Source organism: Thermoproteus uzoniensis 768-20 (genome assembly GCF_000193375.1).
Classification (GTDB): Archaea; Thermoproteota; Thermoprotei; order Thermoproteales; family Thermoproteaceae; genus Thermoproteus; species Thermoproteus uzoniensis_A.
Genome location: NC_015315.1, coordinates 320,519 through 335,880, shown reverse-complemented (window position 1 = coordinate 335,880; position 15,362 = coordinate 320,519). Strand labels below are relative to the sequence as shown.

The window sequence follows — 15,362 nt, the reverse complement described above, 5'->3', positions numbered from 1 at the left end:
TGTGTGGAGGTGGATGCGCTGATTCAAGACATCGCGAAGGTCCGTCAGTATCTGGATAAGTACTTCTTCAAGTTCTCGGACGAAATAACGGGGGCCTTGATAGCTATGCTCAGCCGCGAGAACTACATAATGATAGGCCCCCCAGGCACCGCCAAGACCATGTTGGTGGCGTCGCTCTCTAAGCTCCTCAAGGCGCGGTGGTTCTACCGCCTCCTGACAAAGTTCACCGAGCTGGAGGAGATCATAGGGCCTATAGACGTGGTGGAGTTGCTCAAGGGAAATGTGAAGAGGATCTACGCGAACTCCATAGTGGAGGCCGACGTGGCTCTGCTGGACGAGATATTCAACGCCTCCAGCGCCATACTCAACACGCTTCTGACGATACTGAACGAGAGGGCTATCTTCGACGGCGGGGCCGTGGTGCCGGTGAGGACGTGGACAGTCTTCGGGGCCTCCAACAGAGTGCCCGACGAGGAGGAGCTACAAGCCCTCTACGACCGCTTCCCGCTAAGGGCCTTCACCAAGTACGCCTCGCCTGAAGAGACCGAGGATCTGCTCAGATCCGGGCTGGCCCTTCGGCAGGAGTTCGACCAGATGTCGCACTTGATGACCATGGACGACATCAAGGGCCTCAACGAGTACGTGAACAAGATGGTCTACGAGAATAGAGACGTGTTGGTGAAGCACGTATCCCCGCTGATTGCGGCCTATCTAGACCACGTGGTGATATCTAACCGCACCAGGGTCAAGGTTCCCATATACGTTATGGCGTACCTAACTATTCTCGGCATAAGGCCCAGCGACTTGGACGCGTCGAGCATAAGGGCGGGCACTATAAAGGTGTTGAAGTACCTGGTTCACGACAAGGAGGATCTAAGCGAGTACGAGGCGTTCGTGGCGTCCCACATGCCGGGGAATCTGTCCACCCTCTACGACATGATAAACGAGATAAAGGCCTTGATAGCGAACAACGCGATAACTATAGCGCGCGAGAAGTTGAGGGAGGCCGAGGAGCTGTTGGACAAGGCGTATGCGGACCCCACGCTCTATAAGTTCTTCATGACCGAGATGTCGGAAATAAGGGATGCCCTAAGCATGTTGAGGAGCCAGCTTTAATCGTGGGCGCCCTGCTCAACGTAGACTACTCAGACGAGCTGACGAGGCTCAGAGTCCAAGAAATAATACGCTATATCCAACGGCTGGGGCTCCCCGTAAAGCTGAATAAGATACCGATGGAGTACATCGCCGACTCTTTCTACACCCACTACCGCGTCCCCATACTCTCCGCGGCTCCTAAAGACGAAAACGAGGCGTTGTGGTACGTATTCCTCAAATCCTATATCTCTTCGGATCTATATCAGGAGATTAGCAAGCTCAGTAAATACAACTATTCGATTTCCAGATCGGCGTCGGTCAAACTGCTTAGGGCGTACAACAGCTTGCTCTCGCGCATAGAGCGCGGCACCGTGCAGGGCATGAAGGAAGGCGATGAGAAAAACGTACAGAGGTTAATGAACAACCAGTCTCTGAGGCAGGAAATAAGCAATCTATTGAGGTTCTATATGGGCAATGTAAAGAATTTAGACAAGATAAGGAAATCGATTTCGAAAATTCTCGGCGACGATGTAGGGAAGGAGGTTGCAGATCTCCTATTCGATGTCGACATCGATCCGTACAGGGCCAGGCTGGCCAAGATCTTGGAGTCTTTGGTCAAGATATTGGCCAAGGTGGATCCCTACGTCGAGGAGGGGGCGGTCTTCGAGCGGGCCGGCGTGCCGTCAGGCATTAGGAGCATCAGGAGCTTCTCGGATCTACGTAAAGTGACTAACTTAAGCAAGGCCATCTACAGAGCATCGCCGACGTTATTCGCCTACAAGCTGGCCACCAGGTCGCTTTCGGTGAAGGACGTCTCGCTCGACACAAGGGAGAAGATCTACATGCTGGTGGACAAATCGGGCTCTATGTTCTACTCGGTCTACGACGGGTTCGCCATGGACATGACGCAGAAGATAACGTGGGCCACCGCGCTGGCCGTCGCGTTGATGAGACACAGCAGGAAGGTCATACTGAGATTTTTCGACCAGATGGTGTACCCCCAGTTGACAAATATTAAGGACGTGATCAAGGCGTTGCTCAGAGTCCTGCCGCTGGGCGGCACCGACATAACATCGGCGGTCCACACCGCCGTCATGGACTCCAAGAACGCAGGGCTTCGGAGCTATAAGCTGGTCATAATCACAGATGGAGAAGACGACTTCGTAAACCCCGAGGTGTTGAGGCAGGCGAAGACGGCTTTTAGAGATGTCAAGGCGCTTTTGATAGGAGGCTCCAACTCGGTGATAGAGTCCGAAATACCGACCATAAGGATTGACTCGACAGATATAGAATCTCTTAAATATATATTGAAAAATATATAAAAAGCATATCTATATAGAAGGATATAGAGAAAAATTTTTATATTTCCTGAAAATAGAAGGCCATGAAGGTTAAGGAAATATTGCGCAGACCGCCGGTCACTATACCGGTAACGGCCACGGTCGAGCAGGCGGCCGAGGCTATGGCCAACAACAACGTCGGCCTTCTCGTGATAGTCGACCCGAAAGAGCCCAAGAAGCCTATCGGCGTTATCAGCGAGAGGGACATAATCAGGACCATAGCCGGCAAGGCCCCGTTGACTGTCACAGTGGACAAGGCAGGCACTATGGGGAACTTCATCTGGATAAGAGAAGACGAGACGATATACAGAGCCGCTTATCTCATGAGGAAGCACCACATAAGACATCTGGTAGTCCTCGACGACAAGGGCGAGCTCGTCGGCGTGTTGTCCATCAGGGACCTCATAGCCGAGGACAGGATAATCGAGAGCCTATCAGCCGACAGGAGGCCGTCGACAAAGGAATAATTTAAATAATAGGGTCCGTTTTCCGGGCCCATGAATAGAGTAATTCCGGCCGTAATCGCCGTGGCCGTTATAATTATCGTTGTCGTTATCCTTTTGTTGAAGCCGTTTTCGCCGCAGTACCCAAAGATCCTCAACGTCTCGGCTATAAGTTACCCCAACGGCGTCTACCTATACGACGTATATGTCGGCAGCAACAAGGTGCCCCTAGTCTACGTTCAGTACAATCAAAGCGTGTTGCTCGTCTCGGCACATAACGGAAGCGAGGCCTACTTATTGCTCTCGCCGCAGAGGCTCAGCGAGCTATATAGGACAGCCAACACGACGTTCCTACTGGTAAATTATCCAGAGCTACTGGGATATACGTGTTCGAACTTCACTATAACCCAAACAATCACAGGTATACCCGCAAGAGTGTCTAACAGAGTATGTTCGCCGCAACAGTTCTCGACCTCTACGAACTTCGTCCAAGTGGTATCTGCCCTGTCGCAAGTGCCTCCGCCTTCGATGCTCGCGTTTAGCGGCGTGGCGGCGACGCCATTCGGCGATGCGGCGATCTATAAAAATTCCACATTCACCACATATCTATTCTATACAATAAATATTACATATTATCTATATAAACTTAATAATAATGTAATATATAAATATAGTATAATTTTATCGATGGGTCCATCTACATTTAATGTGACATATTTGTTAAGGTCTATGAGTGACGTGAACTCTACATATACCGCGATTATATCGAATCTCTCAGGCGAGATGCCGATTAGGGATATGGGAGGCCTCACTCTAGTTGCGGTAGCTAAAAAGGTCGGCATGGTCGCCGCAACAGGCAACACAACGGTGCTTGCCTTCATAGGCCTCAACGATACGTCATCAGCCCAGCTGTTCGTGGATAACTATACGTTGTTTAGGGGCGTCGGCCTCATAATACTGGACGCCCCGAACCAGCCGTTGAGCTATGCGGAGAGGCTGAGGTGCCTATACTCGTCTCTAGAAAACAAGAGCGCCGTAGTGGATCTTCTACGGGAGATATATAGAGGCTTGCTGAACAACTCAACAAACCCGTATAGGGTTTTGCCAAACAGCACATGTCCCGTGGATATATCCTCTGAATCCGCCCTCCTGAGCCTGGCGCTTGAGGGCGCCAACATGCCGCCTCAAACAGTCGCCCCTCCGGTGTTCGTCGTTGTCTACCCCAACAGCTCCTATGTTGTCGTGACCGGCTATAACCCCTCGGCGCTCGCGGCGGCGCTCGGTAGATGAAATGCAAGGCGTTAGTCGCCGATATAGACGGCACTCTGACCCTCTCTAGAGACACCTACGAGCTCTCCCTCGAGGCGCTTGCGGCCCTCAGAAGGCTAAGGAATCTGGGCGTGCGGGTGGCGTTGGCCACCGCCAACGGCCTCGACTACGCGCTATCCATAGCGCGCTATCTGGGAGTCAACGCCGTGATAGCGGAGAACGGCTGTATAGTGGCTCTCGAGGGGGAGATCCATGAGCTATGTGTGGCTTTTCCGCGCCAGGAGGTTGTGGACGTAGTATTATCTACCGGCCTCGTGAGGGAGAGCGAGCAGAATAGGTGCAGGAAGTACGACCTAGCGTTTTATCCAGTAGCCGATCCGGCCGCCGCGCTGTCGGCTATAAGATCGCGGTTGGGCAATTCCTATAGGGTGGAGTACAGCGGCTATGCGATACACGTGAGGCCTCAAGGCGTCGATAAGGGCACAGGCCTGGCGTTTTTATGCAGGGCGTGGGGCCTTCCGTGTAGCTTGGTGGCGGTCGTAGGCGACAGCGAAGTTGACGCCCCTATGTTGAGGCTTGGGTGGGGAATAGCCGTGGGCAATGCCGATGAGGAGGCTAAAAACGCCGCGCGGATCACCGTCGAAGGCCCCAGCGGCCTCGGCTTCGCGGAGGCCGTGGATATAATCATAGATGGGATTGCTTGTTCAGACTAAACGCAATGGATAATAATAAACTCTTCCTCATTTTGCGTGAGTTATCAAGTCGAGGTCGGGGTGCTCAGCAGCAACTTCGCAAGGCTGGCGCTCATGAACGCCGCGATTAAGCCAGACAACAGGCTAGAGAGGCTGTACTCGATCTTGGCGCGTCTGGGGTACTTCATCAAGAGGGGGGATACGTACATAAGGACCGGCAAGTTGCCCCCCGACAGGGGAGATCCCGTGGTGGCCAGAGTTGTTGACGACATCATAGTTCCGTATCTGTTAGGCAAGTCGATAGAGCACAACCCAGCCCTTATACACTCGTTTACATACATCTTCCAGAACATCAGAATACGTATGGCGGCCGAGATCCTCCCCTGGGGAGGCCTCACCTTAGTCGCCGGCTTTCTGCCGTGCGGATTCTCGTCAGAGCTCTCGGCGCAGGCGGGCCGGGATCTGGTGATAGTCGACGATTTTCAAGACGTGTTGGACATAGAGAGCGAGCGTCTATCCCTTTTGCCCGTCATGGCTTCCCCCATGTCGTCGTTCTTGGCGCCGGCGGTCTTCATAGCGCTGGAGCCCTCTACCGATATAAAGTTTATTAAATATAAATATGGTAATTTTAATACTGCGCTAGTATGTCATAGAAATATTAATTTAAAAGAATTAAGCGGCATTGCCGAGGAAGTTATATATGTATATATAAACGGTGTCCTCGGCGAGCTTGCCTCGCTCGTGAACGAGGCGCTCGGCCTAGGAACTCCGCCGACCTGTGATCAGGTCGTGAAGGACGTGGGGGGCCAGATAATCCACAACGACGAGGAGATCTGCATTATAAGTTTTCGAGGATAGGCCTTATCAACTCGTTAGGCGGATCCTTGAGGGCCGATATGTAGTAGATCTTGCCGGCCCCTATGGCTTGGGCCATTTCGTCGCCCTCTATAAGCGTGCCGATCTCTTCAGCAAGATCCCTCTTATTGCCTATAAGTATGACTTTCCGAAACGGCTTAAGGCCTGCGTCGAGCAACGCGCTGTGTATGTCCGCTATGGCCCTCAACGAGGAGGGGTCGGTCACGTCGTACATATATGCCAGGAGGTCGACGTAGAACGACCACATTCTGCTGAAGTTCAGAGCGACTTCGCGCGCCAGCTGGCCCGGCACGTCTATGACGTCCATCTCGTAGTCGCCGTAGTAGTATCTGTATATGCCCGGCCTCAAAGTCACTCGGGGCCTCAAGGAGAGGCCCAAAAGCCTATATATGTAGGTGGTCTTGCCGACGCCTCCAACGCCGAGGACAGCCCATACCACTCGCTTCACAAATCACCCAGCAGTCTATCTACTAATAACTCTAACTTTCTAACTTCTGCCTCTATCTTCTTTATCTTGTCGTAGAGAGGCTCGCCTCGGCCGGTCAATATAGCTGCCAGGATCTCCACGTCCTTCACGCTCGCACTGCCTCTTCGCCACGATCTGCCCGACGAAGTAGACGGCATATCCGTATAGTAGGATTAAAGCAACTGCCATAAAGTCGCCGACGTTTACATACGGCAGAGGTCTGACCCTTAGATATCCTAGAAGGAGCCCTCCGAGATAGAGATATGCTAGGAGAAGCGCGAACGAGAACAACACGACCGCCAAGGCGCTCTTCATATAGCCACCGAGGCCAACGACGTTATGGCCGTGAGGAGGACTAGGCGCTTAAATATCTCGTACTCGCCCAAGGCGCCGTCCCCAACCAGGAGGCGCACCAGGCTCAGAATATTCGAGTCGCAGTTTTGCACGACCTTTCCGTCGACCAGAACGGTGGGCCGGCCTATTTTGTTTCTGCCCCTGATGCCGCGCGCCGAGAATATAATGAGGACGCCGTTGACTATATAAGGCATAGACGCGAAGACGAGCTGGGGCACCATGTTGTAGAGGGCCGCCAACGTGGCGATCTCGGCGCCTAGGAAGTAGCTACCCACATTGCCGTTGAAGGCCCTCGCTGGATAGCGGTTGTAGACGAAGAGCGCTAGGGAAGCCGCCACGTGCACGGCGAAGGCGTAGGAGGCCTCGACGTTCCCTCTGAGGAGCGCGCCCGCGGCCAGAGACGCGCCGATTATGGCGTTGGACAGCGGCAGGAATCCGTTGACGGGGTCCAACATGTTATACGCGTTCGTCATTATGGGGATTGCGAGCACCGCCAGCCAGGCAGGGCTGTAGAAGGTGCCCATGAAGGGCAACGTCATGCGTAGCCTCACGGCGAAGTAGAGGGCCACGGCCGCTAGAAGGGGGACTGCGACCCTCACGAGCTCGTTCACGTCGTACACGTCGTCGAGCAACCCGACTAGCCCCACAACGCCGGCCAACGCGACGACGTACCACAGCCTAAAGTCGAAGAGGGACAGGATGGAGAGGCCCACAATACCGGCGATCATAGCAATAAGCCCTCCCGCCTTAGGCACGCCCTGCCTGCCCTTGTAGACGTCGAGCGACACCAAACCTCTGGCGCTCTGGTAGCGCAACCACGCCGGCCCCAGAGCCACTCCTGCCGCGAAGGCGGCGGCTATCGCGACTATCTGTAGCATGGGCGGAAGAGGAGGGGTAGTTATAAGTAACCTAGGAGTATCGGGAGGACCAACGTGGCGTCCGCCATTATGTGGACCGACTTCGCGTTGCGTTTAACTTTGCCCCAGGTTATGGCCTCTCTAGGCCTCGCGCCGCTCAAGGAGCCGTCGTACTCCGTGGCCGTAGTTATGTACACTACGTAGTCCAGCCCGCCCTTGAATTGCGCCCACCAGATCACGTGGTGTTTAGATATGCCGCCCCCCACGATGAGCGCCGCTAGGCTTTTGGCGGACGCCACGAGATCCCTCAGCTCCTCCTCGTCCCTCAACACGTCGACTACTATACGTCTGCCGCCCCTCTTCACCCTCTGCACGTCGTTGTAGGTCAATATAGCCGTGCCGACGGCTCCGTCCACTATGCCCGGCACAAACACCTTGACGCCGGCTCTAGCCGCGGCTCCGAGGATGGAGCTCTCGGGCATCAACTTGCCGAAATGCTCGGCCAGCTCGAAGGTGCCTACCCTATCTTTCTCCAACGAATCCAACGCCCTGAATACGAAACGCTCGACATAAGGGCCGTACTCATCCCTCCTAAGCACCAGATTGCCCAATCTGTGATAGCCCTTGTCGGCTAGATCTACGTCGTCTAGGTCGAAGGACGCCGGCACGTACCTAGCGCCTTCAGCCTTGGCTATATCGTGGTCGAGCGCTCCAGCTGTGGTCACCACTACGTTGAAGAGCCCCCTCCGGATCGCGTCGGCGATAATCTCCCTAAGACCTGTCGCCACCAAGTTCGCTGTGAATGAGAAGAAGCGCAGATCTGCGTTCCTTACTGCCTCCTTAAGAATATCGGCGGCCTCCACTACATGGAGGGCTTGGAATCCGCCGATCTTTCTATAGACGTCTATGACTTCTTTCATCTAATGGTCTTTATCCCCTCGACAAGGCCGGCGTCTATAAGCTTCCTCAACGCGTTTCTGATCTCGCGCGGCGTTGTGTTCAGCTTCACGGCTATGTCCTCTATGGAGTTGTTTCCGTCGACCAAAGCCATGACTTGCCTGGTGAACGGATCCTCCAGTGGGGCGGTCTTGCCCGAGGGTATCGGGACCTCCTTGCCCGGAATCTTGTAGAGGTATATCTTGTGGGAGCGCCACTCCTCGTACACCTCCTCGACGACTACAGGCCTCCACCCGGATACCTCGAAGTCGTGGCTGACGACTCTGGTCCCCGGCCTCAGCTCCTTCTCAAGCTTCGGCTTCAGCCGCTCGTTGACCGAGGTGAGCAGATACATCGTGACGACGTCGGCGTCCGAGATATCGGCGTCGAAGAAGTTAGTATTTATTATCCTGGCCCGCCCCTCCAAGCCCAGATCCCTAATCTTTGCCGTGCTCTGTTCGTAGAGATCCTTACGTATCTCTATGCCGTAGGCGTATGCCCCGAACTCCTTGGCGGCCATTATCACTATTCTGCCGTCGCCGCTGCCGAGGTCGTAGAGGACCTCGCCGGGCCTTACTCTGGCCAACTGCAACATGCGCCTGACGACGACCTCAGGCGTCGGCACAAACGGGACGTCGTAGTACATATAGGTCAGGACAATATCCCCATATAAATTTACTAACGGGAGATCCCAAGGCCATGGAGACGGCTCGCCCATTGGCGGGATGTGCGTCTGTAATTTAATCACTGGCGTCGACGACCGCCGCTTGTGATATGGGGCTTCCGGTAAAACTTATATATCGCCTAGAACACTAACGCCGTGCCTCACCGTAGTAGGCATAAGAAGGGCAGATCGTCGTCGACGAGGCCGCCGCACCCCACCGCCCCCAGCTGGATCCAGTACACGCCTGAGGAGGTAGAGCAGCTGGTGCTAGAGCTCTACAGAAGGGGATTTCCGCCGTCTCAGATCGGCGTGATCTTAAGGGATCAATACGGGATACCCCTAGTCAAGGTCATAACTGGGAAGAAGATCGTCAAAATATTGGAAGAGCACGGCGTGCGGATGGAGATGCCCGAGGACTTGCTTAATCTAATCAAGAAGGCCTTGAGGATACGGAGGCATCTAGAGGAGCATCCTAAGGACATGGGTTCCAGAAGAGGGCTACAGCTCGTCGAGTCGAAGATACACAGACTGGTGAAGTACTACAAGAGGACTGGGCGGTTGCCCGCCGACTTCGAATACTCGCCGGAGAGGCTGTCGCACCTAGCCACGTGATGTGGAGCTAGAGCAATTCTTTCTCAATAATATAAACAAGATCCTTGAATATCTCGATCAAGATATCCTTACAATATATATAAGGAAAACTGTAGATGCATTGGTGGCAGGGTATTTTCTGATGAATAAGTTTGCCGATACGGCGCAGCTGAGGCTAGCGGACTGGCCCCCGGAATCGGGCATATGTCTGGGGTTTAGATGCGGCGGGTTCTATATGTACGAGAACGAGGTCGGCGTGGAGGGCTCCTCGATAAAATTACCGACGCCGTTGCCAATAAGCTATATAATATATAAATTAGCCAGATCTATTATATCGTTAAATAAAGATGATATTCTAGAGCTATATCTAGGAATTTTTAGTTGGTTAGTCGATAACTGTACACTTAGATGTGAGGATCCGGTCGAGCTGGTCGGCGAGCTCGAGACGCGCCGCGGCTTCTCCTTGCCGTTTCCCGACAAGCCCCTGGGCGAGGCTCTGTCTCTTTTAACGTTACCCTTGCTTCCCGGCGTTCTGGGCCGGGGCATTGATGAGGACAAGCCGCTGAGGGCGCTAGACCAAAGGAGGATGCTGGATGTTCTTGACGAGGCCCTAGGCCGTGTCTACGAGGCCGGCTTCTATCCGGCCATCGCCGACAAAGGTCTGCGGTATATACCTACAGAAATAGAGCCTACGGGCAGAATTATAGAACTCGAAGCCTTGTTAGCGGGCTTTACGCCCGACAGCCAAGGCGTGATTTCCTATGTCGATAATCTAACTAAGATATTAGATGAAATAACAAAATCTTATCAAAATAATATAATAAATATTAGTAATACTTACTATATTTACAAATTGATGAACTATTTACCTTATTTCTCAAAACTTAAAGACATTTTAATACTTAGGGCGGATATAGGGAAGGGCTTCGTCGCGTCGCTCATAGCGCCTTTGAAAGAGAGCCAGAGGCTTAGGGCGATCGCGGACAGACTTAACGATATTCAGTACATAGCCTACGACTCGAGTATTCTGGTATTCGTGCCGAGGGATCGATGGCCGGAGGTGGTGGAGTTAATCAAGTGACGGTAGAGATCTCTACAGATCTGCCCTGCGCCGCCGCCTTAGTGATGGCGCCAGACGACGTCGAGATGCCCGAGGGCTTCAGCATTAGGCATATCTGCCGCGACAATAGATACGTCGTAGTGATCGGCGGCAACAACGTGCTGACTCTTAAAAACACCGTGGACGATATATTACGGTGCTTGAAAGTCGTCGACGCGCTGTGGCGCGAGCTGGCGGATCGCTAATGTATTTATACCCCTAGGTACGCGAGGGACGTGGCCGAGAGGCAACAAGCGGTGGCGCAACAGGAGAAGGTAGTGGTGTCTAAGCGCGATGTGTGGGCGTCGAAGAAGTGGTATACTGCATATGCTCCTGTTTATCTAGGCGGAGCGGCGGTGGCCGAGGTGCCTGCGTCGGAGCCGCAGAAGTTGCTCGGAAGGACGCTGGAGATCTCCTACTTCGAGATAACCAAGGACATATCCCACCTCCCGATAAAGATAAGGCTCCAGATAAACAAGGTCGACGGAGATAACGCATATACGCGCTTCAAGGGCCTCGAGCTGTCTAGAGACTACATAAGGTCTTTAGTAAGGCGCGGCACCAGCAAATCCGTAGCCTATGTGGACGTTACGACGAAAGACGGCTGGAGGTTGCGCCTGACCGTGCTGGGGATAACCTCGGCGTCTGTATCTACCAGCAGGAAATCGGCGATAAGGAAGGCCTTCGCGTCTTTGCTGGCCCAGAAGGCGCCGGCGTTAGATATAGGTTCTCTGTTGAAGGAGGTGCTCGAGGGCACGCTGGCTGCGGAGCTCTTCGTTGCCGCCAAGAAGGTGTACCCGATGAGGAAGGTGGAGATAGCGAAGATAAAGGTCCTCGCATTCCCCAAGGGCGAGGAGATCGCCGAGCTCAAGGAATTGCCGGCCCAACAGATAGAGCAGTAATTAGGTAAGATCTCTAACGGCTCTCTGGATATATTTATAGATAGTTCCGTGTTTCTTACCCCCTATAAGCATCAGTAGCGCTTCCCTCGCTACTTCTACCGCCTCCGCCTTGCCTAAAATACCGACGTACCTGTCCCCCACGACTATCTTGACGCCCGCCAGCGACTCTATAGTCGTCTTGGCTCTGCCGCCCTCGCCGATAATCCTGGCCTTGACCCGAGACATATGCTGACGCCCTACGTGCTCCTTGAGGTCTATGTACTCAAGACGGTACCCCTCGTTCTCCAGCTTAAGCGCCTCCTCGGGTGGGAAACCCAACGCTATCGCCTCAGCCATATCGCGCAACTTAAGGAGCTCGTCGACTGTTATGCCCTCCGCCGGCTTTATGACTATGTACGAGAGGGCCGTATCGATGCGGATCTCTGCCCTATATCTGCCAGTTACCGCCTCGGCCCACCTCCTTGCGTTGTGCAGAAACTTAGGCTCTATCGGGACCTGCACAACTCCGCGTAGGTACTCGCTCATGGAAATCACCGGGGTTATTAAAATAAAAGATAAAGGCGTCTCGGCGGCATAACGATGTATTTATTTTGAGATGCCAATTATGCTTGTGTCGTCTGCCGACGATATAGACGTAGAGAGGGAAAGTAGGACTGAGAAAGATCACGAATATTTCGAGACTCTAGACGAGGTTTTTAACGCCTATACTTGGCGGTCTTTGTTCTCGTTGATGAACAAAGGCGTGGTGGATCAAATCTTAGGCCCTCTATCGCAGGGTAAAGAGGCTCGCGTGATCCTCGCAAAAGATAGGAAGGGGGTCTATATTGCTTTAAAGATATATTACACAACTACTTCGACATTCATAAAATCAAGATATAAATATATAATGGGAGATCCAAGATTTAAAAATAAAAAAATAAAAAAAGATATAATAGATATAGTCGAGGCGTGGAGCCGTAAAGAGTTCGGGAACCTCTCGGCGGCATATAGGGCAGGCGTCAAGGCGCCTAGGCCGATCGCGGTGGAGCGGAATGTCCTGGCCATGGAGTTTATAGGCGAGGGCAATCGGCCGGCGCCTACGTTGAACGATTTAGGCGTCGACGGCCTTGACGACCCCGACGAGGTCTTCTGGGAGATTTTAAGGAACGTGGAGAGGACCTACGTCTTGGCTAAACTGGTGCATGCAGATCTCAGCGAGTTCAATATCCTCTACCACAACGGCGATATAAGGATAATAGACTGGGGCTCTGCGGTCAAGCGGGAGCACCCGCTGGCGTTCGGGTATCTGGCGCGGGATCTCGACAACGTGTTCAGATTCTTCGGCGTAGGGCTGGAGGGGCGGCGGGTGGCGAGACTCATAGCGGAGAGGGCCGGCGAGCCCTACGAGGAGGACGAAGACGGCTGGCTGGTGGTGAAAGGCAAGAGGCTCTACGAGGCCATCGACGAGGCGCTTGGCTGAAGATCGCCGGAGGCCAGCCTCCGGCCCTCGTCGAACGCCCTACGGTTCCTCTCGTCTAGCCAGTCCACGCGCTCGTCTACGCCCAGTAGCTTGGCTAAGTATCCGAGCAACACCGAGTTCTCGTATATCGGGTCGCCTATTTTCATCGCTATATCGAACGCCGGCACTAGCCGCAAGTTCTTGTAGGTCTGTAGCGCTTTGTAGACCTGCTCGGGGTCGAGGTATCTGCCGGGTATCTGGATAACCCGCTTGTTCACTACTAATACGGTGTTTCCTCCTATGTACCTAAACGCCCTCAACGCCTCTAGGGCCTCCATGGCCACCACGTAGTCGGCATCTCCCTCGGACACCACCGGCCCGTATACCCTATCGCCGAGCCTTACGTGGACCTCTACAGAGCCTCCGCGTTGGCTTAAGCCGTGGACCTCCGCAATCTTGACGTCGTAGCCCGCCGCCATTGCCGCTCTGCCCAGCCATCTGGCCAGCGTCATGACTCCCTGGCCTCCTACCCCTACAATTACTACGCTTGTGACCATAGCTCCAGCCACTTGCCTACTTTCTCCGGCTCAGTGGGTTTTATGGCGTCGTAGGGACAGACCTGCGCGCACATGGAGCATCCGCTACAGAGGCTGGGATCTATCCAGGCCTTGCCGTCGGGGAGCTTGGCTATGGCGTAGCATTTCAACACGTTGTAGCATATGCCGCAGCTCCGGCACTTGTCCGCAACTACGTAGAACTTAGGCGGCTTGAAGCCGGACCTCCTGGCGTGTCTGAGCGCCTCCAGAGTGCACGGCCTTCTGGAGACTACGACGACGGGCTCGCCTGACTTCGCGTCGGCTACCGCGGCCTTGGCGATCTCAACGCTCCTCTTGAGATCGGCCGGATCGATGACGTAGTGCTTGACCCCGACCGCCTCGGCCAGCCTCTCGGCCGGGACCGATCTGCTGGGGCTGGGCTGTCCGCCGGTCATCGCCGTGTATTCATTGTCCATCACGACGAGTACCAGAGGCACTTTCTTCGTCTTGAGGTCGATCAGCTGGGGCAACGCGGCGTGGTAAAACGTGGAGTCCCCCACAGTGGCCACCACCAGCTTTTCCCTATCGGCCACGGCTATCCCCATGCCCAGGCCGAGGCTGGAGCCCATGTGGGTCGCCAAGTCTTGTTGCCCCGTGTTGATGCCCAGCGTGTAGCACCCTATATCGCCCGACCAGATCACCTTTTGGCCGGCGCTGGCTATCTTGAAGGCGTAGAAGGTCCCCATGTGGGGACATCCGGGACACAGATAGGGCGGCCTAGGCGGCGGCTGTAGCGGCGGGGTCGGCGGATCGGGTAGCCTCACGCCGAGCCCAAGCGCCTTGGAGATGCCTTCGACGACAGATCTAAGCGTGAGCTCGCCGATTTTGGGGAAGAACCCGTCGATCTTCCCACGGGTCTTGACGCCCATAGCGCGGAGCTGCATCTCGACCACTGGATCGCCCTCCTCGACCACCACGACCTCGCCGGCCCCTACGTCGGCCAGCTTCTTGGGGAGTGGAACCGGCATGCCCACTTTCACGACGGCGGCCTTCACGCGCAACCTCTCGAGCGCCTCCACGGCGTAGAGATACCCAACCCCCGAAGCCACCACCACGACCTCGCCGTCGCCCTCTATACTGAGAAAACGAGATGAGAGGTCCGCAAACGAGTCCCACCTCCTCAACACCTCGGCTTTCCTGCGCCGGGCGTTCTGCGGCACGAGGACGTATCTCTCGACGTTACGCGCGAATTTGCCGAACTTGGGCGGAGCCGGCGGCTCCACGACAACCGGCGCCCTCACGTGGCTCACCCTCGTGACGCTCCGGAGAATGACCGGGTGCTCCAAGGCCTCGCTCAGCATAAGGCCCTCCTTGGCCATCTTGAAGGCCTCTTGGGGATCGGACGGCTCCAGCACAGGTATGTAGGACTGGAGGCCGTACCATCTGGTGTCCTGCTCGTTCTGAGACGACCACATGTTGGGATCGTCGGCGGTGACTATCAAGAATCCCCCCACTACGCCCGTATAGGCCGCGCTGTGTAGCGGATCGGCGGCCACGTTGAGGCCCACATGCTTCATTGCCGCCAGCGCTCTGGCGCCGGCCAACGCCGCGCCATAGGCTATCTCCACCGCCGTCTTCTCGTTGGAGGCCCACTGCACGAACCTATCTCTGTACTCCAGGAGAGTCTCTATTATTTCAGAAGACGGCGTGCCGGGATAGCCGGCGGCGACGGCGACGCCGGCAGAGAGGGCGCCGTAGGCAATGGCCTCGTTGCCTAAAAGCAGATGTCTCATAAATAAATAGA

Annotated in this window: 19 protein-coding genes; 11 read left to right on the top strand and 8 right to left on the bottom strand. The window is 54.7% G+C overall.

What is annotated here, in order from left to right:
- Positions 1 to 3 precede the first annotated feature (3 nt).
- The 6 genes from TUZN_RS01810 (at position 4) to TUZN_RS01785 (ending at position 5,697) form a co-directional block, all read left to right on the top strand.
- Positions 4 to 1,116 (top strand): AAA family ATPase, encoded by a 1,113-nt coding sequence (locus TUZN_RS01810; RefSeq protein WP_013679212.1) that lies wholly within the window; start codon positions 4 to 6, stop codon positions 1,114 to 1,116.
- Positions 1,117 to 1,118: 2 nt separating this feature from the next.
- Positions 1,119 to 2,417: a vWA domain-containing protein gene (locus TUZN_RS01805; protein ID WP_013679211.1), complete on the top strand. Its 1,299-nt coding sequence runs from the start codon at positions 1,119 to 1,121 to the stop codon at positions 2,415 to 2,417.
- A 62-nt stretch (positions 2,418 to 2,479) separates the two neighbouring features.
- Positions 2,480 to 2,902, top strand: a complete 423-nt coding sequence (locus tag TUZN_RS01800) for a CBS domain-containing protein (RefSeq protein WP_013679210.1) — start codon at positions 2,480 to 2,482, stop codon at positions 2,900 to 2,902.
- A 30-nt stretch (positions 2,903 to 2,932) separates the two neighbouring features.
- Positions 2,933 to 4,168 (top strand): hypothetical protein, encoded by a 1,236-nt coding sequence (locus TUZN_RS01795; RefSeq protein ID WP_013679209.1) that lies wholly within the window; start codon positions 2,933 to 2,935, stop codon positions 4,166 to 4,168.
- Positions 4,165 to 4,860 carry an HAD hydrolase family protein gene (locus TUZN_RS01790; RefSeq protein ID WP_013679208.1) on the top strand — a complete coding sequence of 232 codons (696 nt, stop codon included), beginning with the start codon at positions 4,165 to 4,167 and terminating at the stop codon, positions 4,858 to 4,860. The genes TUZN_RS01795 and TUZN_RS01790 overlap by 4 nt, the downstream gene beginning before the upstream one ends.
- 36 nt (positions 4,861 to 4,896) lie before the next feature.
- On the top strand, positions 4,897 to 5,697 hold the full coding sequence (locus TUZN_RS01785; protein WP_013679207.1) for a hypothetical protein: 801 nt from the start codon (positions 4,897 to 4,899) through the stop codon (positions 5,695 to 5,697).
- Here the strand turns inward: TUZN_RS01785 and TUZN_RS01780 are convergent.
- Genes TUZN_RS01780 through TUZN_RS01760 form a run of 5 tightly spaced genes read right to left on the bottom strand, consistent with a single transcriptional unit; the run spans position 5,678 to position 9,046 of the window.
- Positions 5,678 to 6,163, bottom strand: a complete 486-nt coding sequence (locus tag TUZN_RS01780) for a Rab family GTPase (RefSeq protein ID WP_052886008.1) — start codon at positions 6,161 to 6,163, stop codon at positions 5,678 to 5,680. The genes TUZN_RS01785 and TUZN_RS01780 overlap by 20 nt on opposite strands.
- A 39-nt stretch (positions 6,164 to 6,202) precedes the next feature.
- On the bottom strand, positions 6,203 to 6,496 hold the full coding sequence (locus TUZN_RS10945) for a hypothetical protein (protein WP_148678553.1): 294 nt from the start codon (positions 6,494 to 6,496) through the stop codon (positions 6,203 to 6,205).
- A complete protein-coding gene (locus tag TUZN_RS01770) occupies positions 6,493 to 7,413 on the bottom strand; it encodes an MraY family glycosyltransferase (RefSeq protein ID WP_013679205.1) in 921 nt (306 codons plus the stop codon). The genes TUZN_RS10945 and TUZN_RS01770 overlap by 4 nt, the downstream gene beginning before the upstream one ends.
- A gap of 20 nt (positions 7,414 to 7,433) precedes the next feature.
- Entirely contained in the window at positions 7,434 to 8,312 is an 879-nt protein-coding gene (locus tag TUZN_RS01765) for a deoxyhypusine synthase (protein ID WP_013679204.1), read from the bottom strand.
- Entirely contained in the window at positions 8,309 to 9,046 is a 738-nt protein-coding gene (locus tag TUZN_RS01760; protein WP_013679203.1) for an SAM-dependent methyltransferase, read from the bottom strand. Before TUZN_RS01760 ends, TUZN_RS01765 begins: the two co-directional genes overlap by 4 nt.
- Before the next feature lie 102 nt (positions 9,047 to 9,148).
- On the opposite strand from TUZN_RS01760, the gene TUZN_RS01755 reads away from it, so the two are divergent.
- Genes TUZN_RS01755 through TUZN_RS01740 form a run of 4 tightly spaced genes read left to right on the top strand, consistent with a single transcriptional unit; the run spans position 9,149 to position 11,584 of the window.
- Positions 9,149 to 9,604 carry a 30S ribosomal protein S15 gene (locus tag TUZN_RS01755; RefSeq protein ID WP_013679202.1) on the top strand — a complete coding sequence of 152 codons (456 nt, stop codon included), beginning with the start codon at positions 9,149 to 9,151 and terminating at the stop codon, positions 9,602 to 9,604.
- A 1-nt stretch (position 9,605) separates the two neighbouring features.
- Positions 9,606 to 10,664 carry a hypothetical protein gene (locus TUZN_RS01750; RefSeq protein ID WP_013679201.1) on the top strand — a complete coding sequence of 353 codons (1,059 nt, stop codon included), beginning with the start codon at positions 9,606 to 9,608 and terminating at the stop codon, positions 10,662 to 10,664.
- Entirely contained in the window at positions 10,661 to 10,888 is a 228-nt protein-coding gene (locus TUZN_RS01745) for a KEOPS complex subunit Pcc1 (RefSeq protein ID WP_013679200.1), read from the top strand. Before TUZN_RS01750 ends, TUZN_RS01745 begins: the two co-directional genes overlap by 4 nt.
- 30 nt (positions 10,889 to 10,918) lie before the next feature.
- On the top strand, positions 10,919 to 11,584 hold the full coding sequence (locus TUZN_RS01740; RefSeq protein ID WP_013679199.1) for a 30S ribosomal protein S3ae: 666 nt from the start codon (positions 10,919 to 10,921) through the stop codon (positions 11,582 to 11,584).
- Here TUZN_RS01740 and TUZN_RS01735 read toward each other — a convergent pair whose 3' ends face one another.
- The gene (locus TUZN_RS01735) at positions 11,585 to 12,109 is read right to left on the bottom strand and encodes a KH domain-containing protein (RefSeq protein ID WP_013679198.1); all 525 of its coding nucleotides are present in this window, start codon (positions 12,107 to 12,109) and stop codon (positions 11,585 to 11,587) included. It lies immediately after the preceding gene.
- Between the two features lie 79 nt (positions 12,110 to 12,188).
- Here TUZN_RS01735 and TUZN_RS01730 point away from each other — a divergent pair, with 79 nt between their 5' ends.
- Positions 12,189 to 13,043: a serine protein kinase RIO gene (locus TUZN_RS01730; RefSeq protein ID WP_013679197.1), complete on the top strand. Its 855-nt coding sequence runs from the start codon at positions 12,189 to 12,191 to the stop codon at positions 13,041 to 13,043.
- Here TUZN_RS01730 and TUZN_RS01725 read toward each other — a convergent pair.
- Positions 13,013 to 13,579: an indolepyruvate oxidoreductase subunit beta gene (locus tag TUZN_RS01725; protein WP_193385957.1), complete on the bottom strand. Its 567-nt coding sequence runs from the start codon at positions 13,577 to 13,579 to the stop codon at positions 13,013 to 13,015. The two genes, TUZN_RS01730 and TUZN_RS01725, sit on opposite strands and share 31 nt — an antisense overlap.
- A complete protein-coding gene (locus TUZN_RS01720) occupies positions 13,564 to 15,351 on the bottom strand; it encodes a thiamine pyrophosphate-dependent enzyme (protein ID WP_013679195.1) in 1,788 nt (595 codons plus the stop codon). The genes TUZN_RS01725 and TUZN_RS01720 overlap by 16 nt, the downstream gene beginning before the upstream one ends.
- Positions 15,352 to 15,362 lie beyond the last annotated feature (11 nt).

Excerpts from the sequence above, each read along its gene's own strand:
- TUZN_RS01760 (WP_013679203.1), bottom strand. The coding sequence starts at position 9,046 with ATGGGCGAGCCGTCTCCATGGCCTTGGGATCTCCCGTTAGTAAATTTA.
- TUZN_RS01770 (WP_013679205.1), bottom strand. The coding sequence starts at position 7,413 with ATGCTACAGATAGTCGCGATAGCCGCCGCCTTCGCGGCAGGAGTGGCT.
- TUZN_RS01730 (WP_013679197.1), top strand. The coding sequence starts at position 12,189 with ATGCTTGTGTCGTCTGCCGACGATATAGACGTAGAGAGGGAAAGTAGG.
- TUZN_RS01800 (WP_013679210.1), top strand. The coding sequence starts at position 2,480 with ATGAAGGTTAAGGAAATATTGCGCAGACCGCCGGTCACTATACCGGTA.
- TUZN_RS01765 (WP_013679204.1), bottom strand. The coding sequence starts at position 8,312 with ATGAAAGAAGTCATAGACGTCTATAGAAAGATCGGCGGATTCCAAGCC.
- TUZN_RS01725 (WP_193385957.1), bottom strand. The coding sequence starts at position 13,579 with ATGGTCACAAGCGTAGTAATTGTAGGGGTAGGAGGCCAGGGAGTCATG.
- TUZN_RS01795 (WP_013679209.1), top strand. The coding sequence starts at position 2,933 with ATGAATAGAGTAATTCCGGCCGTAATCGCCGTGGCCGTTATAATTATC.
- TUZN_RS10945 (WP_148678553.1), bottom strand. The coding sequence starts at position 6,496 with ATGAAGAGCGCCTTGGCGGTCGTGTTGTTCTCGTTCGCGCTTCTCCTA.
- TUZN_RS01735 (WP_013679198.1), bottom strand. The coding sequence starts at position 12,109 with ATGAGCGAGTACCTACGCGGAGTTGTGCAGGTCCCGATAGAGCCTAAG.
- TUZN_RS01790 (WP_013679208.1), top strand. The coding sequence starts at position 4,165 with ATGAAATGCAAGGCGTTAGTCGCCGATATAGACGGCACTCTGACCCTC.
- TUZN_RS01720 (WP_013679195.1), bottom strand. The coding sequence starts at position 15,351 with ATGAGACATCTGCTTTTAGGCAACGAGGCCATTGCCTACGGCGCCCTC.